Raw genomic sequence first — 23698 nt, forward strand, 5'->3', positions numbered from 1 at the left:
CCGATATGCGAAACGGGATCCGTTTTATCACCGTGGCGCTTTTTGCGCTTTGCACACAGGCTCAGGCGGACACCGCGCTGGGCGAAATTAACATTCGGCTCTACGGCAACATTGTCGATTTTACCTGCGTCGCCGAGGGGAGCGACAGCGACAAGACCGTTACGCTGGGCACCTGGCCCACGAAACAGCTCAGCACGACCGGGAGCCGCACGCAGCCCATGCCGTTTACGTTGAAGCTGACCGGCTGTCCGCCGGGCGCGGCGTCCATTACGTTTTCGGGTAAAGCCGACGGGAGCAATAACGGATTGCTGGCGCTGAACGACGCCAGTACAGCGAGCCGTGTCGCGGTAGAGATCAGGGATGCGGATAAAACGCGTCTGGCTCTCCAGCAGGCCAGCCAGCCGGTCTCGGTTGATGCGCAGGGGAATGCAACATTGTCGTTTTATGCCAACTATATTGCCACTGCAGATAACCCTCAGCCCGGACGAGCCGATGCGGATGCCACCTTTATGATTAACTATAATTAGCACTGACCGCACTCCCTGCAGCTCAGATAAGCTGCAGGGAGTGAATTCAGGTTAAAGCAGCTCGTGCGCTTTGGCGTAATCAATTAATTCCACGATGCTTTGCACACCCAGTTTGGAATAAATATTGGATTTATGCGCGCTAATGGTTTTGTTGCTTAATAGTAGCTGTTCAGCAATTTCCTTATTGGATAATCCATTCGCCAGATACCGTAATACCGTGACCTCGCGATTCGATAATGGCATATCGACAGCCATCCCTTTCCCTGAACCCAAATGGTTTATAAAGTTCAGCGTTTCCGACGGGAAAAAGGAATAGCCCATCAGGATCATTTCTACGGCGTTGTAGATCTCACCCAAATCTTTACGTTTACTGACGAAGCCATTTGCCCCGGCGCGAATAGCGCGACCCGCGTAAAATAACTCTGATTTAGACGAGAGGAACAGAACCTTAATGTCTTTGTTTAAGTTTCTGATTCTCTTAAGTAAAGCGAAAGCATCCGTGCCCGTGAGTTCAATGTCAAGGATCACCAGATCGATAGGGTGATTACGGATACAGTCAAGAACTTCATGGCTATCGCCAGACTTGAGCTTGACTGTGATATTCTTATTTTTCTGTAGCAGGACTTCTATCGACATTCTGACGATAGGATGTTCGTCCATAATGATAACGGATGCCGGTTTCATTTTTAATGCCTCAGATTGTTAAAAGCGTTATGCAGAGTTTGGTAAAACTCTCGAAATGCCGGAAGGATATAATGTGCAGATCCCTATACCGTAGTATTTCCCTGGAAAGAGCGAAAGCATCCTTGTTTACGTAATGAAAAGAACTATGCCTCAGCGCGGTCATCTCATTTGGCTGGTGTTGGCAAAAAGGTTTTTCTTATTCAGATTTGGTACGCATCTTATTATACAGGGTAAGTTTTTTCCGAAAACCCTGTAAATTAATATCCGCTTATGGGTTTGTATTATCTTCTGGATCTGAATCGCTATTTTTTTAAATTTAGCGGAAATATCCTGTTATCTCATTTACCGCATATTTTCATCTTTATGTAATAACAAAAAATAACACATATCTCTTTATGTTGATCAATTGTTAACAAAAATACGCATCATTCAGGGGGACAAACCCACGCTGATGAGGACAACAATTGCCCTCGCAGGCCGTCAGACCTTCATCTGAAAGCGCGCAGGTTGACCCGAAGGCCCACATCTCATGCACAGGAGAACATGCTATCCGCTTCGCTTTTTCCTCCTGAGCGTTCCCGCTAACCTGCTTGTTTTTACATCATTATCATCTTGTTAACGCTGTCTGCATTCACTTAACGGATGGAGGAAAGTGCTGCCGTTCGTTCAATTTGTGGCATTTCGCAAGGTTCGCGGCCATAAATTAGGAATAGTTATAATTTCGACTTTATTGTTAAAAATTAACATTTTTGAAACACGAATGGTAAGTAAATTCCTAAAGCGCTTTAGGAAATAAGGGGTTAGGAGGTGAGTGTAAACGTGCAGTCTGAGAGGTTATTAAGAAGGTGAAGTAATTCCTGCCGATGACTCAGCCCCAGTTTCACCAGGATGCAGCTGAGACGATAGATAATGCGGCTATAGGGACGATTCTGCATAAGGGCAATCTGACGTAACGTCTTGCCCCGGGAAAGTTCCTGCAGGATCGGCCATTCGTTGCGGGAGAACCAGTCTTTGTCGGAGCCCTGTGGGGGGCGGGTATCCAGCAGGCTGTGCTGGAGTGCCGCGGCGTTCAGCTGGCGTTCGAGCACATGAAAAGGACCTGCCGCTTTGCAGAAGAGGCGGGTGTCGTAATTATCGGCCCGGACTAACAGCCAGGGCGTAAGGAAAGGCGGAAACAGGCTGTGGCGTCTCAACTGATCCAGTTTCTCCAGAAGCCCCGTGGACCGGCTTTCAATATCCACGACCAGACGGGCAGAGGGCCACTGCGTCTGCGCGACAAGGGCGTCATCCAGCGTGGCGTAGTCACAGCAGCTGCTCAGCGGGAACTGCCCGTTGAGAAAACCGGTGCGCAGATAGTGATCCTCCGTCACCAGAAGGATAAACGGGGCGTCTGTTTTGCGGGGCTGGCTGATGGACTGGCTCAAGAATTCGAGCCGGTCGAAAAAGGGGGGAGCAAAAGGTGAGCGCGTAAATCCCAGTGCATCACTTCCTGTACGCCGCCGCCGGTAACGGCGCACTGTCATTCGCATGGTCTCCCTCCTGGAAATGGCGTTTTAATCCTCCGGCCATGTCCAGGACGGCCAGTAATATCCCTGGCCGAAGTCTGCGCCTGCCTGCAGTGCCCAGGTACGATCGCGTTCAGTCTCAATACCTTCGATAAGCACTTTCCCGGCAAGCTGAAAGCAAAGGGAAACCAGGTGCCTCAGCGCAGGGGTATCGCGTAAACGCCAGAATGCTTCCTTATCTATTTTGATGCCGCTTAACGGGAGTCGACAGGATAAAAACGACTGCACTAAGACGTCATCGATGTCATCCAGCCAGATTGCGTGCCCCTGTCTGCTCAGCTGCTGCAGATTCTGAACCACATGCTGCTTGCGCGCGACAGACAGCGCCAAAAAAGCCGCAGGGTCGACAAACTCAATATTGAGCGGCACGCAGGGGAGTCTGATAAGACGCTGAAAGGACGCAGGCTCTGTCAGGACGGTTATCGGCAGATTAATAAAAAGGTTATGACCGTGCGGCGTATTTTTTAACGTGGCAAGCTGCGCTTCAAGCAGCGTTATCGACCACTCAGCGGACCGATCGCAAAAAAAGTCCTCACTGTGCCGCGTGTCGGCCAGAACGCTAAGGACCTCGACGCCAACCTGGCGCAAGGAGGTAAGGGCGACGATGGGCTCAAGCTTAATGCCGACGATGTCCTGAGATAGGTACTGTAACCGGGGGGGCGTATCGATCAGGTTTTGCGCTGTCACTCCATTGTCCTGTTGTCTGTCAGCCTCCAGGCGGCCGGGATACCTGACTCTAGTGTGACGAGCTGACGTACAGGAAAACAGCAGGCGTTACTTAAATGCAACTAAGCCTTTTCGCAGTGCTAAATTTTACGGTAAATCGCGGATAAATGTTGAGAAAATAGCCGTATTTACAATCGGCTAGCGGTAATTGCCCCTGAAAATGGAAAAGGCATTGACTCACCTGCCATTGACCGTATAATTCTTCGCGTTTCACCGCCGCGAAGTACACGCTTCTCAGTGCGCCCTTAGCTCAGTTGGATAGAGCAACGGCCTTCTAAGCCGTAGGTCGTAGGTTCGAATCCTACAGGGCGTGCCATTTAGAAACAGGCACTTACGCCAGTTTCAAACCAGCCTGATTTTCTCCTTGTGTCGTATTTGTGTCATGGTTGCCAAAAATGGCATCTATTTTCCGTGCGTGTTCGCTTAAATGGTTCGGTGCCATGTGAGCATAACGACGGACCATTTCGATCGACTCCCAGCCTCCCATTTCCTGCAACACGGAAAGCGGTACACCTGACTGAATTAACCAGCTCGCCCAGGTATGCCGGAGGTCGTGAAAACGGAAGTCCTCTATACCCGCTTTTGCCAGGCCAATGCGCCAGGCGCTGTTATCATCCACGCGCATCTTCCTTACCGCCGGAGTGACAGTTTTATCCGGGCGCGTTGATGGCTTCGTGTGAACGAATACCCACCTGGAACTTTTCCCGATCTGATCCCTTAACACTCTGCATGCGGTATCATTCAGAGCTACGCCGATAGCTTTGCCCGCCTTCGCGTTCTCCGGATTTACCCATGCAACCTTTCTCTGCATATCGACCTGCTGCCACTCCAGATCAATGATGTTGGAGCGGCGCAGGCCGGTTGCCAGCGCAAATATCACCACTGGCTTTATCGACTCCGGCATGCACGCGATAAGCCGTTCAGCCTCATCCCTGGTTAGCCAGCGGATACGTTTGCTGATAGGCTTTTTGGTCTTAATGACGGGGGCCGCCTTTATCCATCCCCAGTCATTGGCTGCAGTTTTCAGCAGTGACCGCATAAAAGACAGGTGCTGGCTTTTAGTCGCCTGACTCACTGGCTTTTCAACATACGGAGGTGGCTCCTTTCCCCTGCGTATGGCTGCGTCCCTGCGCGACTCCCACACCTGAATATGCTTGCGGTTTACCATCTTTGATACGGCGTCATAGACTTGTTCCGCCGTGATGGTCGAAACATCCCTGCCTGAGAAATGCCGCAGGAAGTATTCGATTTTGGTCTTGTCATCATCGAGAGACCGCTTGTGCTCTTTCTCGCGAATCCACCTGATGCAACACTCCTCAAACGTCCTTGTTGGCAACTCCCCGATTTTATCCACACGCCACGCTTCTGCCTTCAGCCTGTCGTGCAACTCCTGAGCTTGTTTCTTGTCCCCCGTACCAAGAGATTGTCTAATTCTTTTCCCTGACGGTGTAACGAAATGACAGTGCCACACTCCGCCTCTGAGGGTGATTGACATAAATACTCTCCTTTATGTTCACCCGCGCTCGCGGCAACAGGATCGCGCGGGTCATGTAAATACGCAATACAGGCGACATCGGTTGTGCGGTATTTGTTACCGACCTTCTTGCCGGCAAGCTGGCCTGAGTCGATGAGCCGATAGACGGTACGCGGCGAGGTTATAAGGAGCTCTGCCGCCTGTCTGGCGGTCAGCGTTTTGGCTTCAACCATCATGTACTCCAGACAAAAAGAAACCGCCTTGTGGCGGTCTTATGTGATATGCACAGGCCTCATCGAGTGTGAGGCTGTGTGATTCCATGGTTACTGCGCAATTAAAGAAGTGGATGATGTTTTGCGCCTTTACTGCTTGAATCAGCTTTAATCTTTAAGCTTCTAGCAGCAGCAAACCATACGTAGTGCCTGAAAAGCCACCCGAATGCGTAAGCGCATCTTTCCCCCTCGAATTCATCAACTTCACAGAAAAATGGTCCGTTAGATAACCAAAGGCGATAGCCATTCCTGCTGGCGGTGTGGTGCGTTCTGCTTATGGAGTTATATTCCGGCACCCACTCACCATTTCTGATTTGTTTTACACAGGCTCGGGCATTATTAAAGTGGGCGACGAAGTCTGATACAAAAGGAATCATTATCTATCTCCAATAAAAAACCGCCATTGCGGCGGTCTAGTCGATGCGTAAAAAAGGCCGCCTTAGCGACCTCTTGTTAACTCATTTTGGCTTTCGGTATCCGTGGCACAGCACAGACATTACTTCACCAGGTGTTGCGTCACCCATATCGGATGAAACAAAGAAGGTTGCAGTATACCCACCGCAGGTTATTTGCTTCTTATGGTAGATACCGTCTCCGTTGATGGTGTGGACCTTTTTATCCATAATTCCTCTCTCACCATCACGCCTTCCGCCAATGATCACATACTCAACCTCATCAGTTTTTACTGGCGCAATAAACCTAGATAAATCCATAAATACCTCGCATGATTGAGCCCTTATGCATCCATTCTACGCTAATTTCTTATACACGCGAGGCTCATCAACAGTAGCCGCGCGAAGTTCGTGTTCGTGGCGAATATCGAAGTTACCGTCATCCCATTTGCACCAGTATTTCGGATGGTCGCTATCCGGCTCAATCTGGCTCTCAACCATCCCTCTGATGCCTCCAGACTTAAGCTGCACTAACGCGCCCACAGCAAATTTAGCCATAACAAGCCCTCTGACATGTGAATGAGTGAAGAGATAGCCGCCCATGCAATAAGACCCGCGATGGCAGCCAGGATAAGGTTGTATTGCATGGTGACTCCGGATAAAGAAAAACCCGCGATGTGCGGGTTTGTTATGCTGCGTATTTCCTGTAAAGGACACTATCTAGCAAAGCATCCCTTACTCTACTGGCGGTATTGGCAATCAGCATTGCTTCCTCTCTCGTTGAGAAGCTTCCAAGGTGCAGCTTCTTGCCATCAATTTGTATTGCCGCTATCCATTTCCTTTGCCGGCCATGCCAATGAACGCCTATCGCGCCGGACTTATTCCTTTTGCTGATTCCAGGATTCTGATTGTTTTCAGCAAGTGTGCATGGGCGAATGTTGCACCAGCGATTGTCATTCCTTATTCTGTTTTTATGATCAACCGCTTTAGGCCACCTACCAGTCATATAGAAAATAGCCAGTCTGTGAGCCCTATATCTCTTACTGTTAATATAAATTTCGATGTATCCCGACTTGTTTAGGCTCCCTGCGATATCTCCCTTCCTTAGATTCCGAATGCTTTTTAGTCGATAAAAATTTCCAGTTTCAGGGTCATAAAAGAAAAGACGCTTAAGTTCCTCAAGAGAGACAACATCAGACATTTGCTACTCCTTTGTTTTTTGCGGCGCTGTAGGGGCGGTGTAAAGCGGCTCAACGCCTGAGCAGTTGGGCTTGTAATCATTTAAAACCCAGTAACCGCCATCAGTTGGAGTTTCCTGAAAATGTCTCCACGCCACAGCCTCCGCTTCGAGCGATGCCAGCGCGATACGCAGCGCCGCCAGGGTGTTGCTGTCGTCTTCGTCCAGGCCGAACGGGATTTCATCGCGGGCAGCTTCCATGTCGGCAATTTTCTGCTGCAGCCATTGTTTGTCGATGTTGCTCATTGGGCGGCCCTCCATCCTTCACATTCAATGTCACGACAACCGTCAAAATCGTATGGGTTGAACTGCCAGCTAATCTTTCCGCAGCAAGGGCAATTCCAACGAACTTTTCCACTACGAGATTTTTTCTTTCGATTGTGCTTCTTCAACCAATCAGGCATGACCAACCCTGCCGCCTGAACCATGGTGCGCCGGTTAAACTCATTTATACTGAACGTGCGGCGCTTAGCGTTATCGGCCAAAGCGAAAGGAATCCAGACAATGCCTGGCTCTGCCGTGTTGGCGGAAACAAAAACGAATGCCTTACTGAAGTCGTCAGTTGGAAGGCCTCCATGTTGCAACCAGTACACATCGTTACCGTTCCAACTGCCTTTTTTGTATGCAACATAGGACTCACATCCAGGCTCAATAACGCTTTCGGTAGGTATGTACTGACAATCGACATGCCAGACAGCCATGGAATCAACACTGTCAGCGCAAACCGGCTGATCAATCTCTCTACCCAATTCCCAGCTTCTTTGAGCTTCTTCACGGGTGTACACGTGGGCGCGGTCGATATTGGAGCTATATCCGTTGCCGTTGTGGCAGTGGAATGACGCGTTACTGCCAACCGTTTCGCGAGTACAAAGCATGTAAAATCTATCGCTCATGACTGCACTCCTTTGCGAAGCTCGTCGGCGAAGTTCTCAGCATCTGCGGCCATGCCAGCAGCCTCTTCAGACATCCTCATGCTTCGGCTGCGCAGAGCCTGCTGTCGCTCTCGCTTATGTGCGGCAAACATTTCCACACCCTGCGCCTGAATCCTTTTCAGTACCGCATCAGTTTCCGGAGTGAGCAGGTTTAAAGACTCGTCAACAGCAGCAGCAAGAGCGGCATCAGTACCGGTTTCAAATGCCTCTGCCACCTCTTCGATGCTCTGTTTCAGGCAGGCATTCTCCGCAGCCAGCTTCTCAAGCTGCATCTGCAGATTCTCGATAGTCGCATCAGCAGCACGGAACTCGCGCTGAGACTCTGCAAGCTTCTGCTCTAGCTCTGTGAACTTACGCACCAGGTACTCGGTGTTCGTTTCGTTGACTTTCATGTCGCCCGGTAAGCACTTGCCACGCAGAAAGCCTTCCATTTCAAATGATTTCATTTCTTCGCCCTCTGGTTTAACCACGCTGTCAGGAATTTGTTCTCGTTCACGCTTGGGAATGATTGACGCTTCAGCATTTCTTCGCGTGGGATATCGTTGATGGGTTTGAAGCGGTGTCCGGCGATTAACTCATTGGGAGTGATAAACGGGTCGTAGTAATTTCCGATCATGCTGCTTTCCTCATGTTCATGTCTCGCTTGCGAAGCCTTGTAACTCTTGACCTGACAGCCGTGTAACCTCTGCCCATCATTTCGGCGATGTCCTTTTGCAGGTATCCCTGGCGATAAAGAGCGGCTAGCGTCTCTTCGTCTTGAGTACTCCATGGGCTCTGTGTGCAGGCTGTAGATAACGAATACTTCTGAGCGAGGTAATAGAATTGGGCTAACGTAAGGCCGAGCTGGTCAGCTGCGCGGGGCGCGACCATACGGCCGCACACCGCCTTCATTTCTTCAGGAGTGACGTTTAGTTTTCGCATTGGTTATTTGATGAGAAGAGTTGGCTTACCGAGCTTGAGTGATGCGCCAGGAATAGCGTTACCGGCCTTGAGTTGATGCTTGATAGCTAACTTGTCGGCTTTGACCGTAGTGACATATTCAACGTACTCAGGTGGCAGGGAGCCTTCATCTGTGATTTCTACCGACTCCACAGGAGAGCGAACGGTTACCTGATGGATGCCAGCGCGAATCTTTTTCTTGCCAATCATCTCAAGCGAATTAGCTATGTAGGTCATGATGCTATCGACCTTGTTGTTGATTACTGCCGCACGCTCATTGAGTGCCTTAGCCTCTTCCTTGAGGCGCTCTGCATATCCGGTTTCGTTCTTACAGATAGCAAGCAACTGCTCAACCTTATCTGTAAGCTCGCCTTCCATACCTTCCAGTGTGTCGGCTATCTCGTCGGCTTCAAAGTCGGCATCCATCAGCCTCGCGTAATCGTTGGCAATCTCATACAGTTTGCTCACTGGCGGCCTCCAGTTTTGACTTGCACTCTGAGTAAATCGCCTGGACATTTTGCTGTAGCTTCATGCCGGCAGTGCGCCTGTAAGCATCAGCGAAGATGCGCTTAAGGTCATCCATGGTTTCAGCCAGTGCCATCTCATCGCAAAGCACCTGTACGTGCTCGATGATTTCCTGCTGGCGTTTGCGCTCATCCTCACGGATATCTTCCTCTGACTTATGCGGCATAACAGGCTCCTGATGCATGCCTTCATCCTCATTGAGCAGGTGAATCGCGTTATCCAGGCGCTGAGCCTTAGGCCAATATTTGCTGGCACGCTTGACAATGGTCTTACGCGCCATTTCTTCCCAGAATGTTCTCCATGGGCCGTTCTTCGCCTTGCTGGTAGCTTCCACTGCCTTAATTTCTGCCAGGCTCATTTCTTCCGTCAGGTAGTCACCGTCAGCAGTCTTAACTGTGCAGTAACCGCCGACAACTTCGCCACGCTCACCAAATGCGTTGTATTTGTGCGTAGGAGCGCTATCAAGGCCGTTTGACTCATAGGTGTCGGCTGAGTACACCAGTTTGCACTGACCCCACTTGATGGAGCCTGTAGACTGCGCCAGATGCAGCAATCCCATGTAACTGATATCGAGACACACCATGCCGTCGCGCGGCACCAGATACGCTAGCTTGCTCGCCGGATTCAGCGTGATACCAATGGCTGCAACGTTGATGATCGCGTTCTGTGCGCTGGTAGGGTTGGATAGGGCGGTTTTGGCGAGGAAGTCATTCTTCTGGAAGTACTGAATTGCAAACTGGCTTTCCTTTGCCCATGTTACTGTCTGTTCTGTCAGTGCGCCGCAGAATAGCGGCTCCTGCTGCTTAACGAACTCAACGATATTGCTCATGCTGCTTCCCCAAATGTGTGCCTACGCAGGAAAATGCCGATCGCATACTCAACTTCTACGCGCGGTCTGAATATGTCCCACATAACCTCGCCAGCGAATTCCTGATAGCTGCAGTCGTCTTCGCCAAGCCACTCAACAGCCGCTTTCGTGTGGTCGTCAGGTTTATGTGCTTCCAGCATGTTGAGCACCGGCCGCATGTTCGCGCACAGCATCTCAACCTGCTTATCAATCGCTGCATTGTCATCGTCGTTAAAGCTCGCGATGATTTGCTTAATCTCTGTTTTGTCTGTCATCGTCAGGCGCATGGTTATTCTCCTCACGCGGAACCGGAAATACGTCTTTAAGGAGTTGATATAACTCCTCGTCACTCCATCTCTGCTCAGCACCAGTCACGGCTGCACCTTTTGATTCAGGAACTCAACAAGACGCTCCAGCAAGCTCTTAACGCGAGGCTGCTTGAAGTCTGCGCCGGTGATGATGTTCTGGCGTGAATGCTGGACAGATAAGATAGGGTCGAAAGGGCGAACCGATGCCGCCCCTGCAATAGCGAACTGTTGCATGGTGTGCTCCTTTTAAATTGATTGGCATAGCGAAAACACCTCGAATGAAGTGCTATGGGTATGCGGTTAAAAAAATGCCCGACATAAGCCGGGCTAAGATGACAACAAGGGGGTATCAATCAGAACATCACCTATCGTCTCCTTTAGATGATGTGGTGCGGTATTACACCCAATAGCTAACTCAGAGAATTAGCTATCAGCTGCTACTGGCCTTAACCAGCCTCCCACATTGCTTGCCAAACAAAGCAAACAACATCGCTTAATTGCTCCTCATCAACATCATCCTCAAGGCCAGGTAATTCTGTAAGAAGCTGCTCAATACCGGCCTGAATCATCTCTTCTGTTGGTTGAATTGGCTTGTTCATATCACTCCTCCCCCAGAGCCTTGCTGATGGCTGCGCGAGCCATGCCTGTATATTTGTCACCAAGAACAACATATCCGCGAGTCTGCAGCTCAATGATTGATTGCAGAGCTTCGAGCAAATCAGGAGCTGCTGCTATCAACGCGGCATTATGGTCATCCTGTTCACACTCAGCCTTGAGAAGCATAATTTCACCGCCTTCAGCATCGATTAATCCGTAATCGTGATAATCAACGCCGTTAATTCTCCAAGGCGCTGGACTTCCCTCAAATCTTTTCATATTCACCTCTGTGGCTTGCTGCCAAAAGAAGGCCGACTATGCGGCCTGTGCGTGAGATATTTCTGTAAGAGATTTTATTACGTCGACTAAAGACCTACCTTTAATTCTCAAACCAAATCTCTTCGTCATTATTTCTTTAGCGTCAGATATACGCATATGGCCGGTAGAAAGTAATGAAGAAATCCCCATCGAAACATCAATGACACTTTCGCATTCATCTGCCGTTAAATTCCATGTTCCAACAAAATCATCGGGTATTTTTTGATCTAATTGACGCAACCAAACGGATGTTCCAGCCGCTGTTTCATTAACGCTAAACACTACAAACCTTTTTTCACACAGCGCGTACTTATAAACTCCGCCAACTTTGTACTTCATAGTGCACCTCAAATAAGTGGCTTACTGCTCAGCTTCATGCGCTGAACGGCGTGGATTTTGTTACCGAGCGGGTTAGCATCCCGGTAGTAGGTGCGATTCTGCTTAACCGCTATTACTTCAACTTCCTTCTGACGCGTTCCGGCAAGCGAAATGGCGTTGGTTACGCGTGTACTGCATGTGCTATTTGCTACCCGGCGAGCAAGAGAAGCGTCCTGCATTGCCTGTTCACGTTGAGCTTGTCTGCGTGCTCTGCGGCGATTTCTGGCGTTATCATCAGCCAGGTAAGTAACGATTATCATGTTGACCTCCGATGATTGGCTTTGGTGGAAGAGTCGCAGCCTGTGACATCCACGAATTTAAGAGACTTCATAGGTCAGATGCGCAGCACCCTTAGCTCCATCTCTCTCTTCCCCAAAGCCAACTATTCTTTGGTTCCCGCATTTCGGCGGGACAATCCCATCAATGTTAAAGAGCGATTCACCGTCCTGGTGAGTAGCGCGTCCTGCTGATGGGTTAACAATACAAAATGTACTGAACATCGTCAATACAATATGTACTTAAAATTTGCGAGAATGTACGAAGTGTATGAATGGAAAGGGAAAATAAATTTTGGGTATTAAAAAACCCGCCGAAGCGGGTTTGTGGGGAAAGTTTTAAATTACAGGCCTTGCCATTTGGCTTCTATAACTACGCCAATGATTCGGCAGTTCCCATCAATAGGGAACATATGGTAGCTGGGGTTGAGGGGTTTTAGGTATTTCTGCCCAGCATCTACTACGTATTTCTTGAATGTAGCCTCGTTCTCAGAATCCAGCTTTGCAACTACAAGCCGACCATTCGTTGCCTCAATTGCTGGATCAACAAGTATCTGCATTCCCTCAGGTATGCTCAGGCCGGTAGGCGATGTCATGGAATCACCCCTAACCGTTAGCCAGAAGGATCTCTCGCTTGCATGTGCGGTTGTTTCAGGCCATACCTCAATCTCTTGAAGCTGATAAGGCTCAACCGCCTCGCACCAGTTTCCAGCGCTAACCCAGCTAATCAGAGGGAATCTCCTTACCTCAGTGTTAGGGCGTGGATTCGTGACATTACCAAAATCAGAATCTGGATAGTCAACCATCCCATCAGAGCTTAGCACCAACTCCTTAAGGCCGAGCTGCTTCATGATTGATGCAATGTCATCAATGCTAGGCTCGCGGCGGCCGTTTAGCCAATGCCCTATCGCTCCCTGAGTTTTTCCAAGAGCTTCGGCAAGCTTATCCTGGGTGATCCCAATCTGCTTCATCCTGGCTTTAGCCAGTTCGTTCCACGGTGTTTTCATACCACGATTATTACGGGTTGTATTAACAGTCACAACGCACAAAATGTATTAATCTCCTTGCAATCCTTCAGTACGGTTTGTATTATTGTATTACGTACCATCCTGAGGAGATGAACCGATGAGTAATCTTCGGAAAATCCGGGAAACCATGAAGGTTTCTCAAGCCATTCTGGCTGAAAAGGTTGGGTGCACACAGGGAGCAATTGGGCACTACGAATCGGGTCGACGACATCCAGATTTGAAAATGTGCCGCCAGCTCGTTGATGCCCTCAACAGTTTTGGCGCAAAGGTTCAGTTAGATGATGTGTTTCCACCTGAACTGAAAGCAGCTTAAGCAGTACCGCTCTTTAACAGCTCTGGCCTCATTCCCGCCGAAATGCGGGGATAAACCAACGCATCAACAGATGCGTAAACACTTATTAACTAAAGGAAGTATTACAAATGGAAGAATCAATGTATCGCAAGAAAGCAATGCAAATCGAATCAACATTGCTTAACAAGATCGCCGCGTTTGGTCAGTCGAAGCTTTCAAAGCTAACCGGCATAGACGAAGCGCAGATTTGCCGCATGAAGGTGGCAAAGGGAAGGGAGAAGAACAGCTTCTTCAAGACCATGAGCATGATGCTGGCGGTTCTTGAATACGGAATCGAAGACGAGGAAATGGCTGAGCTGACAAAGCGGCTGGCTAGTTATCTCACAAAAGAAAAGGCCCCGATGAGCGGTAACTCATTCGAGGCCTAAGAACACTGTGTTACGTCAATAACCACAGGAATCATTATGGCAAAAACACTCAGTCCTTACCAGGACAAAATGCACAAAAACATACTACGTGATCGCTTCCTGTCCAGCTTCAAGCAGCCTGGTCGATTTCGGGCTGAGTTGGAGAAAGTGAAGCTGATGCAGAAGGAGAAAGGTCATGAGTAACATTCAAAAAATCGCGCCAACTCATAAGTGTTCTTTTTGCGATAAAACGAACCTCGAGGTTAAGCACATGATTGCTGGCCCTGGCGTTTCTATATGCGATGAATGCATTCTTCTTTGCGTCGAAATCATGATTAAAGGAGATGGAAAGGAGAAGAAAGATGAATCTGGCGTATGAGAAAGTCACACCTATACGGCCTCATCTGGAGGCGGTGGAGCATCGCGTGGCAGATACCGAAGATGGTTTCATGCGTGTTGCTAACGAGCTTACAGACAGCTTACTGATGGCTGATTTAACCGCCCGGCAGTTGAAGGTAATGCTCGCTATCATGCGCAAGACATACGGCTTCAATAAGCCAATGGACAGGCTCACAAACACGCAGATAGCAGCGATGACCGGCATTCACCACACGCATATCTGCGCAGCAAAACGCCAACTGATTGAGCGCAAGTTTCTCATTGCAGACGGCGTGAGAATTGGCATTAACAAGGTGGTCTCAGAGTGGATTAGCCAAGACAGCTTAACATTAGCTAAGACGGCTAATAAAACATTAGCCAAGTCAGCTAATGGGTATAAGCCAACTCAGCTAAACACAAAAGACAATATTCAAAAGACAGAAAGAAAAGAAAACACACAGTCATCTTGCGATGACCGCTCGCCGGTTAAACCTGCAAGACGAAAGACTGTTCGCATCAACTACGAAGAGTACCTAGATGCCTATAACGAAATCGTTGGTGACAGGCTTCCTCACGCTGTAGAAGCCAACGCTGAGAGAAAGCGCAAGCTGAAAACACTTATCGGGTCTCTGGCGACAAAAAACCTTGATGGCTTCAAGGCATACGTCAATGCGTTTATGCGCATGGCAAGACCTTTCCACTTTGGCGATAACGATCGCGGCTGGTCCGCTGATTTTGATTATCTGCTTCGCCCTAAAGTATTAACAAAAATTCGTGAGGGAACACTATGAGACAGGATATCGAGGCCAGCGTTATCGGCGGACTTCTCCTGGGTGGATTAACGCCTGCAGCTGGAGACGTTCTGGCTACGCTTGAGCCGGAAGCATTCTCCATCCCGCTCTATCGGAAAGCCTTTGAGGTTATCTGCAAGCAAGCTCGTAATCGAAACCTGATTGACGCTTTGATGGTCGCTGAGGAATGCGGTGATGAGCACGCTACCGACGTGATGATGACTGCGCGTTCATGCCCAAGCGCTGCAAACCTGAAAGGTTATGCCAGCATGGTTGCTGATAATTATCATCGCCGCCTTGTGCTGCAGCTTATTAGCGAGATGCGTGACCCTATCGAGAACGGAACCATCGATACGTCAGGACAGGCTATGGATGAGCTTGTGAAGCGCCTGTCAGCCATCAGGAAGCCACGTGACGAGATTAAACCTGTCCACCTTGGCGATATCATCACAGACTACACTGAAACGCTTGATAAGCGCCTGCGTAACGGTGAAGAGTCAGACAACCTCAAGACAGGTATCGACGAGCTTGACGCAATCCTTGGTGGGATTAACGCCGAAGACCTGATCATCGTTGCAGCGCGACCTGGCATGGGCAAAACGGAATTCTCTCTCAAGCTGGCAGAAAGCGTGGCAAGCAGGACATTGCCTAACTCAGAGCAAAAACGCGGAGTGCTGATTTTCTCGATGGAGATGAGCGCACTGCAGATTGCAGAGCGAAGCATTGCCGGTGCAGGGATGATGTCTGTTAGCGCACTGAGAAACCCAACGCGCATGAACGACGAAGCGTGGGGAAGGGTGGCGGAAGGTATGAAGCGCCTTGCAGGTCTAGATGTTTGGGTGGTCGATGCGTGTCGCCTTACTGTTGAGGAAATCAGGTCAATCGCAGAACGCGTGAAGCAGGAGAATCCACACCTGTCGCTAATCATGGCTGACTACCTCGGCCTCATTCAGAAGCCAAAGGCAGAACGAAACGACCTGGCTATTGCCCACATCTCCGGAAGCCTGAAGGCTATGGCGAAGGAGCTTAAAACCCCTGTCGTATCGCTCAGCCAGCTTTCACGAGAAGTTGAGAAACGCCCGAACAAACGCCCAACCAACGCAGACCTGCGCGACTCAGGCAGTATCGAGCAGGATGCTGACTCAATCATCATGCTGTATCGCGAGGCTGTGTATGACGAAAACAGCCCGGCCGCACCTTACGCAGAAATCATCGTGACGAAAAACCGGTTTGGCTCCCTGGGTACCGTGTATCAGGGATTCAGAAATGGACACTTTGTTGGATGCGACCAGACTGAGGCCAGAGCGAAATGCACAGCTGCAAGCCAGCCACCACAAAAAGGCCGGCGATATTCAGGAGCAGATGTATGAACACACGAGACAAAATACTCAACCACCTTGAAACAAACATTCCCACCTCAGCAGCACAATTCGCAAAACTCCTAGGATGCCAGAAATCACATATCAACCTGCTACTGCGTGACCTTATCGCAGACGGTCAGATTGAGATTGAGCGCATAAGTAAGAGCGTGAAGTATTACCGGTTAGCGTCACTTCATCATGAGCGCACAGAAGCCGTCCTTCGCTATTTGGACGAGCATGAAACCGGAATGGCAGTTGAGATATCAACCGCAACAGGAATCGACAAGCGTCTGGTTACGAAGATGCTCAAGCACCTTCATGAAAAAGGCGAGCTCCATCGTGACTGGTGCCATAAAAACGCGTGGGTATACAGCAAGAAGCCGGTATTTAACTTTGGCGCAGCTAACCCACTGACTGCATTTATCAACCAGAGATTGAGAGAGGTGCGAAGTGAGCGAGCCATCTGAACACGCGCATTATTGCCCATATTGCCAGCGTCATATTGAGCCAGAGCGAGATGAATTTGGAGTGGTTTACATGACAGAAGAAGGTGGCTTTGTTTATGTGCATGACGAAGTGCTACATGACGACGATTACACATTTACGCAACTTAACTAACACCCCAGCACGCTGATGGAGAGGAATGATGAACAAGAAGAAAGCAGACAAGTTATTTCATGAAGCAATGATGGCAGTGCATGCAGCAGGTGAAGACCGCGTTAACTATTGCCTCAGCTTTGTACGCGGCTATCTGGATAGCGTTGGTAAAACCGAGATGCTTCACGAGTGGGATGACGGAACCATGCGCGTGAAGATGACAATTGGCGAGCAGGTTCATTGATGGAGAGGAGTGATGAAGAGGTACAAATTCATTATTGGTGACAATCTGATGTACAACGCAACTCACCTTCGAAGAGTCCGCTGGTACAACTTCCCATTCGTGCGCTCAGGCCTGATTAACATCCTTGAATGGGAAAGCATAGAGGTAAACGAAAAGGTCGCGGAAGGCTTTGCTCGGCTGTACTTCGAACGTCGCGGGATGGTTCCGCATGTGATGGGGAATGAATTGTGATGGAGAGGAATATGGACGAATCAAGAAAGGCTTTCGAGAGCGCAATGTGTGCAGACTATGAGTGGTTTGAAGAGACATTGGAAAAGGCAACCTTTATTGGCGATGACAAGACTGGTTACTACATAGGCGGAGACCACATTTACGACGGATCAACATGCGCGGATGCTTTGTTCTTTGCATGGAGAGGGTGGCAAGCAGCGGTCGCAGCTGAAATCAAAGTGAAGGAGTGAGTATGAGGCCAATTTATGCAAATCGAGATGATCAAGACTGCAGGGGGAGTATTCGCTCCGGCGTTTGAGCATGACCTCCCCCGCCTTACCAAGTTTCAAAACGGCGAGATGTACACTGCCGAATTCAAGTTAACCCGCAATCCAGCATTTCATCGAAAAATGTTCGCGTTCTTCAACTTCTGCTTTCAGCACTGGGCTGCTGACAAGGCTGGCCTTGAACATGCCGACGAAACCACTCAGTTCAACCGGTTCAGAAAAGACCTGACTATTCTGGCTGGCTTCTACGACATGGTGACGAACATTCGTGGAGAGGTTAGGGCTGAGGCTAAAAGCCTGTCATACGGCAGCATGGAGGCAGATGAATTCGAGCGTTGCTACAGCGCCATGATTAACGCAGCTATCAAGCATGTGTTTGGGAAGACGAAAGACCAGAACGTGCTGAATCAGCTCTACAACTTCTTTTGAGGATTTATGAGCCTACGAGTTAGAGACATCCCGCCAGGGGTGAAATTCTGCCTTGTTCGCAACGGGCATAAGTTCACCATGATTAGTCAGCACGAAGAGCTTCACTATCTCTACAGGGTGATAGCGCATCCGTGGGTCGATAAAAAAATGGGTCTCTTCCGTGAGCAAGAAAAAACGCTTAACGGACAGAGTTTCGCAAAGCCAGTTATCAGGATAACGCCATGCGGATGACCTGGTTTCATCACTTAAATCTTACTACCGAAGAAGCAACTCAGTTAATCACCGCCTACCAATCCCGCAACGTAAAAACTCAACGAACGCTAAGTGCAGACCCTCGGTTATGGGTGGTTTCTGCCTTGCTTCCAGAGTACGCCAGCGAGCCAAAGGGTAGGAGTCAGTATCAATCCAGAATGTGGAGTTAGCTATGAGCAGCTTAGACGATGACTACGCAGACCGACTCGCTGACCTTCTTGAGGATATGGAAGGAGACGGCGTTGATTCTGTCGGAATGATTATGAACTGGGTAGCCGGATATGTTCAGGGAAGGATAGAGGTTAATGGCGCGGAAGCCTACATGTACCAGTTCGAAGATGCCGACATGATTATCCAGTTACAGGAACCGGAAGAAACCACAGCAGCGAGGTTGCATTGATATGGACTATTCACAGTTATCAGATTTTGAAATTAACAAACTTGTAGCGATAGCGTTGGGATTAGAGGTTAAGGACTGGCCAGAAGCGGATCACCCATACATTTGGCATGTCGTCAAAAATGAATTGGGAAACGATTATTTTGATTACACGGACTACAAGGATTACTGCAATAACGCTTCAGACGCGTGGCCTATCATCAAGGACAACTTAATCAGCATCATCTTCGATGAAGACGGCAACGAACCTCCGCAAAACGCCTGGTGTAAGGCAATCACCAAAACAGGTGAGTCTCACTATGGCAGCGAGAAAGAGCCGCTAAAAACGGCAATGATCGCGTTCCTCATGAAGGCCAATAAATGCACCTTCTGCGATGGCAATGGATTCATTCAAATTGACCATGGGGAAAACATCGGTATTGAGCATAAAGCCTGCCATCAATGCGAAGGTAAATGCTATGTGCACCCTTAGCCAATCAGAAGCCCAATCATACGAGCAGCAGAGCATACGTCGAACGTTGTGCGCTGGATGCACGAAGGAGCTATCAGATGGCGAGGTTCATTGCTGTGAAGAATGTGCCTCTCTGGCAATAGCGTATCGCGACCCTAACGGATTTATGACGGAGGAAGATGATGATGCTTGAGCGCTCTGAACGTGACCATCCGACAGGCCTGTACTACGGTCCATGTCAAAAATGCGGCCATAACTTTATGGGGCCGAAGCGTGAGCGAATTTGTGCTTTATGTGCAAAGGAGGCCAACAATGGCAAAGCCGCCGAGGCGTAAATGCAAAGTCTGCAATGAGTGGTTCCATCCTGCATTCTCAAATCAGTGGTGGTGCAGTCCGGAACACGGAACTGAATTAGCAATAGAGCGACGAAGCAAGGAGAGAGAAAAAGCACAGAAAGCAGCAGACAAGAAACGACGACGAGAATATCAGCAGCAGAAAGACAAGTTAAAGATTCGAAAGCTCGCCTTAAAACCCCGCAGTTACTGGATTAAACAAGCCCAACAAGCAGTAAACGCCTTCATCAGAGAAAGAGACCGCGACTTACCATGTATCTCGTGCGGAACGTTCACGTCTGCTCAGTGGGATGCCGGGCATTACCGGACAACTGCTGCGGCACCTCAACTCCGATTTGATGAACGCAATATCCATAAGCAATGCGTTGTGTGCAATCAGCACAAGAGCGGGAACCTGGTTCCTTATCGCGTGATGCTCATCGAACGCATCGGGCATGCGGCTTTAGACGAAATCGAATCTGACCATAAGCGCCATCGCTGGACTACCGAAGAGTGCAAGGCGATTAAGACGGAGTTTCAGAAGAAGCTCAAATGCCTGCGTGACAGCAGAAGTGAGGCAGCATGACAAACGTAGTGTGCCTAACAATCTACCTCGTTGCCGTGTTCTGTTTCCTCATCATGGAGGCGGTAAGGCATAAGCGGCTTAAAAGGGCGCTTGGAATAAAGATACGAGCTATTCGATACGCCGAAAAATACAGAATGCTTAAACGATTGATGAGAGGTTAGGCCATGACAGACATAAGCAGAGAAGTCTGTGAGGAATATCTGGACGCTTTGGTCACAGTGGAGCTATCCGTTCGATTCGCCCAGCTCGAAGACCGCAAGATTAATGCAACTATCCGCGCAACAGTAAACGAGTTACTCAAGCGCATCCGCGACAAGAAAATCCGCGCCATCTTCGCAGGTTTAGCCCGTCAACCGTTCCCTGATGGAGCGCTGAAGATGATGCGTCGCCAGTTAGACAGCTTAGTAGGAGAATCCGTATGTGCTCAGTAACTAACATCCAGCAAGTCAAATGGCAGCGTCAGCGAGACATGCATAACGAGCAGGTGCTGATTGGCAAAGAGCAGGAGCTTGAGCGAAGTCTTGAGTATGTACGGGAGCAGCTGCGGGAAGTGCGTAACCGGCTCGGAACGAATAAGCCAGACCATGACCCGGAGGCAGCCTAGATGATCACTCTACTTCTCATCGCCTATGCGTTCATGGCCGGAATGACCACTGAATACACGCATACCAGGCAGAAAGAGCTTGGCTATAAAACCAATCTCAAATGGATATCGCTTTTCGCTGGCATCGCCTGGCCATACACAATCTGGAGAATTTCACGATGAACCTAAAAATGCGGATTATCAAAGTCATTGGGTTGAGCAGGTTTTCTCCGCACTGGATGAAGGTTTTTTGCCTGCAAATGACCATGAATCATATTCAGAAACAGGTAACGAACCGATTCAAAGATGCTGACTTATCAAAAACTGACACCTGAACAAAAGAAGTCTATTCAGGACTGTGTGGACAAGATGAATTTAGCAAGAGGAAAGGGGATTCAAGCATGAATCTGGAAAACTTTGTGAAATTCCATTCTGCCAAGACCGTTCAAATTAGCGATTCCCCACGAGCAACCGCATCTGATTCGCTTTCATGTACGGATGTAATGGCAGCGGGTGGAATGGTTCAGAGTAGAGCACCTTTGGGCTTCTCTGCGTTTTTAGGGAAGATGGAAATCAGCAGCAATGACCGTGAGAAAGCTATTGAACTGCTGACCCAATATGCACTTGAGCATTGCGATAAGGTTGCCGCCTTACGTAAGCTCGAAAATGATATTAAGCAAAAAGTAATGCAAGTGCTCGCAACATTCGCGTTTGCTGACTATTCCCGCAGCGCTGCCAGTACGCGAACTTGTGATTGCTGCGCCGGTAAGAAGTTCGTCGATGCTGAAGTCATGACGATGAAAAGCATCGGCCAGCCGTATCTGACTGAGCGCAAGGAAACGGTGAAGGTGCTGTGTCATAAGTGCAAAGGGAAGGGAGTTTTGACTAATGCATGCCAGTGCAACGGGAAAGGTGTGGTAGTAGACAAAGAGAAAACTATTCTACAGGGCGGAGTGCCTGCATATAAAACATGCAAGCGCTGCAATGGGCGAGGTTATGCTCGATTACTGCCCGATGCGGTCAGGCAATATATCTGCGCAACGGTGATTGATGTGCCAGAAACTACATGGCGCAGGGCATACAAGGACTTCTTCGAAAGCCTGGTTGGTGAGTGTATTAAGCAGGAGGAATACGCAAATCAGATGTTGAGCAAAGTCACTCGCTAGTAAATATTTTCTACAGAAACGGATTTCTGTAGAAATGACACTTTACAAAGTGGCGAAATTTGTTTAATCTGAATTCTAACGATGGGTAACTGACTTCGTTGGCGGTGAGATAACAGAGGCGGGGCTCACCACCGATTCCGCCTAGTTGGTAAAACCACGTGATTGCGTGACTACTCCAACCATCGCAGGCTGAGAGGTCTGCAAGTGTCTAGGCAGTACTGGTTGCGAGAGTGACCATCAAGGCCCTGAGTTAATAGCTCGGGGCTTTTTGCGTTTTAAGCACGACCTTTCTGAAAGCGCATCCCACCAAATACCAGACAGACAATACCCTCACCTTATCCGCTGTGGCTACGGTGCCGGTGCGCTTTGCAAAAAAGAAAACCCGCTCAATGGCGGGCTTCGTGAAAATGGGTGGCAAGAGACTGCTCGAACAGCCTCTTGCCTGATTTGCTCATGCCTTTAGTCACGAACAAACCACGTTACCGCAAAATGTATCCTGGATTTGTTCTGATCACCATCATCCCTAATCCTAATTTGAACAAATCCTCCTGATGTTCTGGAGGTTGGAATGAAAAATATGGCAGACAAAGTAACCACTGCCGCTGCTTACACCACATCTGGGGCAACCTTTCTGGCGGGGAGTATGTCATTAAATGAATGGCTGGCTCTCGGCGGTTTCGTTCTGGCAGTCTTTACGTTCGCCATTAATCTCCATTACCAACGAAAACGAGATCGCCGAGAAGAAAACGCTCTACGGATGCAGTACGGAGACCGGCGCAATGAGTCAAATAATCCCCCTGCTTAACTACGAAGAGGGTTATCGTGAAAAACCTTACATTGATACCGAAGGCTATCCGACAGTGGCTTGCGGTATCAAGATTGGCCCTAAGGGCGCTTCGTTAAGCAATTACACCTTCACCGTTCCGCGAGATGTTGGTGATGTATGGCTTGAGTCAGTCGTCAAAACCACCATCGGCAAGATGAATGCCAACCCTTCCATTGTTGCTGCTATGAAATCCTGTAACCCGGCACGCCTCGACATCCTGATAAGCATGGCTTACCAGATGGGTGTTAACGGTCTGGCAGGATTCAAGAACACGCTCGCAATGATAGCGGCAGGAAACTATGCAGGCGCAGCAAACGGAATGCTATCAAGCCTGTGGGCTAAGCAAACACCTAATCGCGCTAAGCGTCATGCAGAAGTAATGCGCACAGGTGAAATGACTGCATATGCGGGGCTGCTATGAAACTTCGACTCGTTGATGACTGGCGACACTGGTGGAGATGGAATTCAACAAAGGTGATTCTGGCCCTTGGTGCTCTTCCGACTATCTGGTTTGAGCTCCCCCCTGAATGGAAAGCAGAGTTCCCCTCAAGCTGGATGCGCATAGGGGCAATTGTCCTGATGGCTGTTGGTGTTCTGTCGAGAATTACCCTTCAGAAGCCACCAAATGATAAAGGTGATGGCAAATGACTGAACTTCTATCGTCAGGCTGGCAATTAATCTTAGGAATCGGCGGGATAATCGTAGCTGTGCTGGCCGCATGGTTCACTGGCAAAAGCAAAGGCACAACAGAAGCGAAAGCAAAGGCTGATGTTGAATCTGCTAACCAAGCCGTGAAACAATCTCAAGCAGCCAATGATAAGCAAGCCTCCATCATTAAGGTTTCCAAAGATGCAGATCAAACGAATCAGTCTCTTTCTGATGACGCTGCTCGTGACCGCATGCGCAGATCAAAGTACCACTCCAACGATTAAGTACATCAACGTTGATTCAGCCTGCACTGCATTCGGGCCGATTATCACACACGGTAAAGATCCTGACGTGATGGATTCCAGGACAGTGAAGGCTATCAACGCCCACAACGATAAGTGGGATTCACTATGCGAAAACGAGAGCGTGAAATAACA

Annotated in this window: 43 protein-coding genes, 1 tRNA gene and 1 pseudogene; 24 read left to right on the plus strand and 21 right to left on the minus strand. The window is 49.1% G+C overall.

What is annotated here, in order from left to right:
* Positions 1 to 5: 5 nt before the first annotated feature.
* On the plus strand, positions 6 to 527 hold the full coding sequence (gene sfmF / locus BFG58_RS18405; RefSeq protein ID WP_045909722.1) for a fimbria assembly protein: 522 nt from the start codon (positions 6 to 8) through the stop codon (positions 525 to 527).
* A gap of 51 nt (positions 528 to 578) precedes the next feature.
* Here sfmF and fimZ read toward each other — a convergent pair whose 3' ends face one another.
* The 3 genes from fimZ to BFG58_RS18420 all read right to left on the minus strand — a co-directional run bounded on the left by fimZ (position 579) and on the right by BFG58_RS18420 (position 3463).
* Entirely contained in the window at positions 579 to 1211 is a 633-nt protein-coding gene (fimZ, locus tag BFG58_RS18410; protein WP_008499339.1) for a fimbria biosynthesis transcriptional regulator FimZ, read from the minus strand.
* A gap of 800 nt (positions 1212 to 2011) precedes the next feature.
* On the minus strand, positions 2012 to 2740 hold the full coding sequence (locus BFG58_RS18415; RefSeq protein WP_048225963.1) for a response regulator transcription factor: 729 nt from the start codon (positions 2738 to 2740) through the stop codon (positions 2012 to 2014).
* Positions 2741 to 2764: 24 nt separating this feature from the next.
* Positions 2765 to 3463, minus strand: a complete 699-nt coding sequence (locus tag BFG58_RS18420) for an EAL domain-containing protein (RefSeq protein WP_045909720.1) — start codon at positions 3461 to 3463, stop codon at positions 2765 to 2767.
* A 278-nt stretch (positions 3464 to 3741) separates the two neighbouring features.
* Between BFG58_RS18420 and BFG58_RS18425 the strand changes: the two genes are divergently transcribed.
* A tRNA-Arg gene (locus BFG58_RS18425) sits at positions 3742 to 3818 on the plus strand.
* 15 nt (positions 3819 to 3833) lie between these two features.
* Here the strand turns inward: BFG58_RS18425 and BFG58_RS18430 are convergent.
* From BFG58_RS18430 to BFG58_RS18490, 18 genes are all read right to left on the minus strand, one after another.
* Positions 3834 to 4991 carry a site-specific integrase gene (locus BFG58_RS18430; protein ID WP_254665209.1) on the minus strand — a complete coding sequence of 386 codons (1158 nt, stop codon included), beginning with the start codon at positions 4989 to 4991 and terminating at the stop codon, positions 3834 to 3836.
* On the minus strand, positions 4874 to 5212 hold the full coding sequence (locus BFG58_RS23500; protein WP_368072908.1) for a helix-turn-helix domain-containing protein: 339 nt from the start codon (positions 5210 to 5212) through the stop codon (positions 4874 to 4876). The genes BFG58_RS18430 and BFG58_RS23500 overlap by 118 nt, the downstream gene beginning before the upstream one ends.
* Before the next feature lie 494 nt (positions 5213 to 5706).
* Positions 5707 to 5961, minus strand: coding sequence for a hypothetical protein (locus BFG58_RS18435; RefSeq protein ID WP_069720258.1), 255 nt, complete (start codon positions 5959 to 5961; stop codon positions 5707 to 5709).
* A 36-nt stretch (positions 5962 to 5997) separates the two neighbouring features.
* A complete protein-coding gene (locus tag BFG58_RS18440; protein WP_062676596.1) occupies positions 5998 to 6198 on the minus strand; it encodes a hypothetical protein in 201 nt (66 codons plus the stop codon).
* A 130-nt stretch (positions 6199 to 6328) separates the two neighbouring features.
* Positions 6329 to 6841: an HNH endonuclease gene (locus BFG58_RS18445; RefSeq protein ID WP_069720259.1), complete on the minus strand. Its 513-nt coding sequence runs from the start codon at positions 6839 to 6841 to the stop codon at positions 6329 to 6331.
* 3 nt (positions 6842 to 6844) lie between these two features.
* Entirely contained in the window at positions 6845 to 7123 is a 279-nt protein-coding gene (locus BFG58_RS18450) for a hypothetical protein (protein ID WP_069720260.1), read from the minus strand.
* Positions 7120 to 7770, minus strand: coding sequence for a hypothetical protein (locus tag BFG58_RS18455; RefSeq protein WP_069720261.1), 651 nt, complete (start codon positions 7768 to 7770; stop codon positions 7120 to 7122). The genes BFG58_RS18450 and BFG58_RS18455 overlap by 4 nt, the downstream gene beginning before the upstream one ends.
* Positions 7767 to 8255, minus strand: a complete 489-nt coding sequence (locus BFG58_RS18460) for a hypothetical protein (protein ID WP_069720262.1) — start codon at positions 8253 to 8255, stop codon at positions 7767 to 7769. The genes BFG58_RS18455 and BFG58_RS18460 overlap by 4 nt, the downstream gene beginning before the upstream one ends.
* The gene (locus BFG58_RS23510; protein WP_083261523.1) at positions 8252 to 8425 is read right to left on the minus strand and encodes a DUF2737 family protein; all 174 of its coding nucleotides are present in this window, start codon (positions 8423 to 8425) and stop codon (positions 8252 to 8254) included. The genes BFG58_RS18460 and BFG58_RS23510 overlap by 4 nt, the downstream gene beginning before the upstream one ends.
* A 308-nt stretch (positions 8426 to 8733) precedes the next feature.
* Complete coding sequence (locus tag BFG58_RS18470; protein WP_069720264.1) at positions 8734 to 9216, minus strand: siphovirus Gp157 family protein; 483 nt, start codon at positions 9214 to 9216, stop codon at positions 8734 to 8736.
* A complete protein-coding gene (locus BFG58_RS18475) occupies positions 9200 to 10102 on the minus strand; it encodes a recombinase RecT (RefSeq protein ID WP_069720265.1) in 903 nt (300 codons plus the stop codon). Before BFG58_RS18475 ends, BFG58_RS18470 begins: the two co-directional genes overlap by 17 nt.
* Positions 10099 to 10407 carry a hypothetical protein gene (locus BFG58_RS18480; RefSeq protein ID WP_069720266.1) on the minus strand — a complete coding sequence of 103 codons (309 nt, stop codon included), beginning with the start codon at positions 10405 to 10407 and terminating at the stop codon, positions 10099 to 10101. Before BFG58_RS18480 ends, BFG58_RS18475 begins: the two co-directional genes overlap by 4 nt.
* Positions 10408 to 10491: 84 nt before the next feature.
* A complete protein-coding gene (locus BFG58_RS24115) occupies positions 10492 to 10662 on the minus strand; it encodes a hypothetical protein (protein WP_172621903.1) in 171 nt (56 codons plus the stop codon).
* A 212-nt stretch (positions 10663 to 10874) separates the two neighbouring features.
* A complete protein-coding gene (locus BFG58_RS24120; RefSeq protein WP_175430181.1) occupies positions 10875 to 11027 on the minus strand; it encodes a hypothetical protein in 153 nt (50 codons plus the stop codon).
* A 1-nt stretch (position 11028) separates the two neighbouring features.
* The gene (locus BFG58_RS18485) at positions 11029 to 11304 is read right to left on the minus strand and encodes a hypothetical protein (RefSeq protein ID WP_069720267.1); all 276 of its coding nucleotides are present in this window, start codon (positions 11302 to 11304) and stop codon (positions 11029 to 11031) included.
* A 36-nt stretch (positions 11305 to 11340) separates the two neighbouring features.
* Positions 11341 to 11682: a hypothetical protein gene (locus BFG58_RS23965; protein ID WP_139125322.1), complete on the minus strand. Its 342-nt coding sequence runs from the start codon at positions 11680 to 11682 to the stop codon at positions 11341 to 11343.
* An 8-nt stretch (positions 11683 to 11690) separates the two neighbouring features.
* The gene (locus BFG58_RS23515; protein ID WP_083261526.1) at positions 11691 to 11981 is read right to left on the minus strand and encodes a hypothetical protein; all 291 of its coding nucleotides are present in this window, start codon (positions 11979 to 11981) and stop codon (positions 11691 to 11693) included.
* 359 nt (positions 11982 to 12340) lie between these two features.
* A complete protein-coding gene (locus tag BFG58_RS18490; RefSeq protein ID WP_069720268.1) occupies positions 12341 to 13003 on the minus strand; it encodes a LexA family transcriptional regulator in 663 nt (220 codons plus the stop codon).
* 118 nt (positions 13004 to 13121) lie between these two features.
* Between BFG58_RS18490 and BFG58_RS18495 the strand changes: the two genes are divergently transcribed.
* The 22 genes and pseudogenes from BFG58_RS18495 (at position 13122) to BFG58_RS18590 (ending at position 23545) form a co-directional block, all read left to right on the plus strand.
* A complete protein-coding gene (locus BFG58_RS18495) occupies positions 13122 to 13337 on the plus strand; it encodes a helix-turn-helix transcriptional regulator (RefSeq protein WP_069720269.1) in 216 nt (71 codons plus the stop codon).
* 107 nt (positions 13338 to 13444) lie between these two features.
* Complete coding sequence (locus BFG58_RS18500; protein WP_069720270.1) at positions 13445 to 13744, plus strand: CII family transcriptional regulator; 300 nt, start codon at positions 13445 to 13447, stop codon at positions 13742 to 13744.
* A gap of 36 nt (positions 13745 to 13780) precedes the next feature.
* The gene (locus tag BFG58_RS23970; protein ID WP_139125323.1) at positions 13781 to 13927 is read left to right on the plus strand and encodes a DUF2740 family protein; all 147 of its coding nucleotides are present in this window, start codon (positions 13781 to 13783) and stop codon (positions 13925 to 13927) included.
* Positions 13920 to 14057: pseudogene (locus tag BFG58_RS18505) on the plus strand (ClpX C4-type zinc finger protein); the annotation flags it as partial. The gene BFG58_RS23970 and the pseudogene BFG58_RS18505, both read left to right, overlap by 8 nt.
* 28 nt (positions 14058 to 14085) lie before the next feature.
* On the plus strand, positions 14086 to 14892 hold the full coding sequence (locus BFG58_RS18510; protein ID WP_069720272.1) for a replication protein: 807 nt from the start codon (positions 14086 to 14088) through the stop codon (positions 14890 to 14892).
* On the plus strand, positions 14889 to 16262 hold the full coding sequence (locus BFG58_RS18515; RefSeq protein WP_069720273.1) for a replicative DNA helicase: 1374 nt from the start codon (positions 14889 to 14891) through the stop codon (positions 16260 to 16262). The genes BFG58_RS18510 and BFG58_RS18515 overlap by 4 nt, the downstream gene beginning before the upstream one ends.
* Positions 16259 to 16720: a hypothetical protein gene (locus tag BFG58_RS18520; RefSeq protein ID WP_069720274.1), complete on the plus strand. Its 462-nt coding sequence runs from the start codon at positions 16259 to 16261 to the stop codon at positions 16718 to 16720. The genes BFG58_RS18515 and BFG58_RS18520 overlap by 4 nt, the downstream gene beginning before the upstream one ends.
* 176 nt (positions 16721 to 16896) lie before the next feature.
* Positions 16897 to 17094 (plus strand): hypothetical protein, encoded by a 198-nt coding sequence (locus BFG58_RS18525; protein ID WP_254665207.1) that lies wholly within the window; start codon positions 16897 to 16899, stop codon positions 17092 to 17094.
* Between the two features lie 242 nt (positions 17095 to 17336).
* Positions 17337 to 17555 (plus strand): hypothetical protein, encoded by a 219-nt coding sequence (locus tag BFG58_RS18535; RefSeq protein ID WP_139125324.1) that lies wholly within the window; start codon positions 17337 to 17339, stop codon positions 17553 to 17555.
* Positions 17556 to 17570: 15 nt separating this feature from the next.
* The gene (locus BFG58_RS18540; protein ID WP_063858612.1) at positions 17571 to 18020 is read left to right on the plus strand and encodes a DUF1367 family protein; all 450 of its coding nucleotides are present in this window, start codon (positions 17571 to 17573) and stop codon (positions 18018 to 18020) included.
* 424 nt (positions 18021 to 18444) lie between these two features.
* Complete coding sequence (locus BFG58_RS18550; RefSeq protein WP_069720278.1) at positions 18445 to 18672, plus strand: hypothetical protein; 228 nt, start codon at positions 18445 to 18447, stop codon at positions 18670 to 18672.
* Between the two features lies 1 nt (position 18673).
* Complete coding sequence (locus BFG58_RS18555; RefSeq protein WP_069720279.1) at positions 18674 to 19141, plus strand: phage protein NinX family protein; 468 nt, start codon at positions 18674 to 18676, stop codon at positions 19139 to 19141.
* Positions 19128 to 19313: a protein NinF gene (locus BFG58_RS23525; RefSeq protein ID WP_083261530.1), complete on the plus strand. Its 186-nt coding sequence runs from the start codon at positions 19128 to 19130 to the stop codon at positions 19311 to 19313. The genes BFG58_RS18555 and BFG58_RS23525 overlap by 14 nt, the downstream gene beginning before the upstream one ends.
* 119 nt (positions 19314 to 19432) lie before the next feature.
* Positions 19433 to 20038, plus strand: coding sequence for a recombination protein NinG (locus tag BFG58_RS18560; protein ID WP_069720280.1), 606 nt, complete (start codon positions 19433 to 19435; stop codon positions 20036 to 20038).
* A 164-nt stretch (positions 20039 to 20202) separates the two neighbouring features.
* On the plus strand, positions 20203 to 20469 hold the full coding sequence (locus BFG58_RS18565) for a hypothetical protein (RefSeq protein WP_069720281.1): 267 nt from the start codon (positions 20203 to 20205) through the stop codon (positions 20467 to 20469).
* Positions 20457 to 20642: a hypothetical protein gene (locus BFG58_RS18570; RefSeq protein ID WP_069720282.1), complete on the plus strand. Its 186-nt coding sequence runs from the start codon at positions 20457 to 20459 to the stop codon at positions 20640 to 20642. Before BFG58_RS18565 ends, BFG58_RS18570 begins: the two co-directional genes overlap by 13 nt.
* 79 nt (positions 20643 to 20721) lie before the next feature.
* The gene (locus tag BFG58_RS23975; RefSeq protein ID WP_139125325.1) at positions 20722 to 20934 is read left to right on the plus strand and encodes a hypothetical protein; all 213 of its coding nucleotides are present in this window, start codon (positions 20722 to 20724) and stop codon (positions 20932 to 20934) included.
* An 88-nt stretch (positions 20935 to 21022) separates the two neighbouring features.
* The gene (locus BFG58_RS18575; RefSeq protein WP_069720283.1) at positions 21023 to 21787 is read left to right on the plus strand and encodes an antitermination protein; all 765 of its coding nucleotides are present in this window, start codon (positions 21023 to 21025) and stop codon (positions 21785 to 21787) included.
* A gap of 577 nt (positions 21788 to 22364) precedes the next feature.
* The gene (locus tag BFG58_RS24460) at positions 22365 to 22592 is read left to right on the plus strand and encodes a holin (protein ID WP_074170492.1); all 228 of its coding nucleotides are present in this window, start codon (positions 22365 to 22367) and stop codon (positions 22590 to 22592) included.
* On the plus strand, positions 22501 to 23034 hold the full coding sequence (locus BFG58_RS18580; RefSeq protein WP_368072909.1) for a glycoside hydrolase family protein: 534 nt from the start codon (positions 22501 to 22503) through the stop codon (positions 23032 to 23034). The genes BFG58_RS24460 and BFG58_RS18580 overlap by 92 nt, the downstream gene beginning before the upstream one ends.
* On the plus strand, positions 23031 to 23261 hold the full coding sequence (locus BFG58_RS18585; protein ID WP_069720284.1) for a hypothetical protein: 231 nt from the start codon (positions 23031 to 23033) through the stop codon (positions 23259 to 23261). Before BFG58_RS18580 ends, BFG58_RS18585 begins: the two co-directional genes overlap by 4 nt.
* Complete coding sequence (locus BFG58_RS18590; protein ID WP_069720285.1) at positions 23258 to 23545, plus strand: hypothetical protein; 288 nt, start codon at positions 23258 to 23260, stop codon at positions 23543 to 23545. Before BFG58_RS18585 ends, BFG58_RS18590 begins: the two co-directional genes overlap by 4 nt.
* The last annotated feature ends 153 nt before the right edge of the window (positions 23546 to 23698 follow it).

This window comes from Enterobacter sp. ku-bf2, from assembly GCF_001742765.1.
Taxonomy (GTDB): Bacteria; Pseudomonadota; Gammaproteobacteria; order Enterobacterales; family Enterobacteriaceae; genus Enterobacter; species Enterobacter quasiroggenkampii.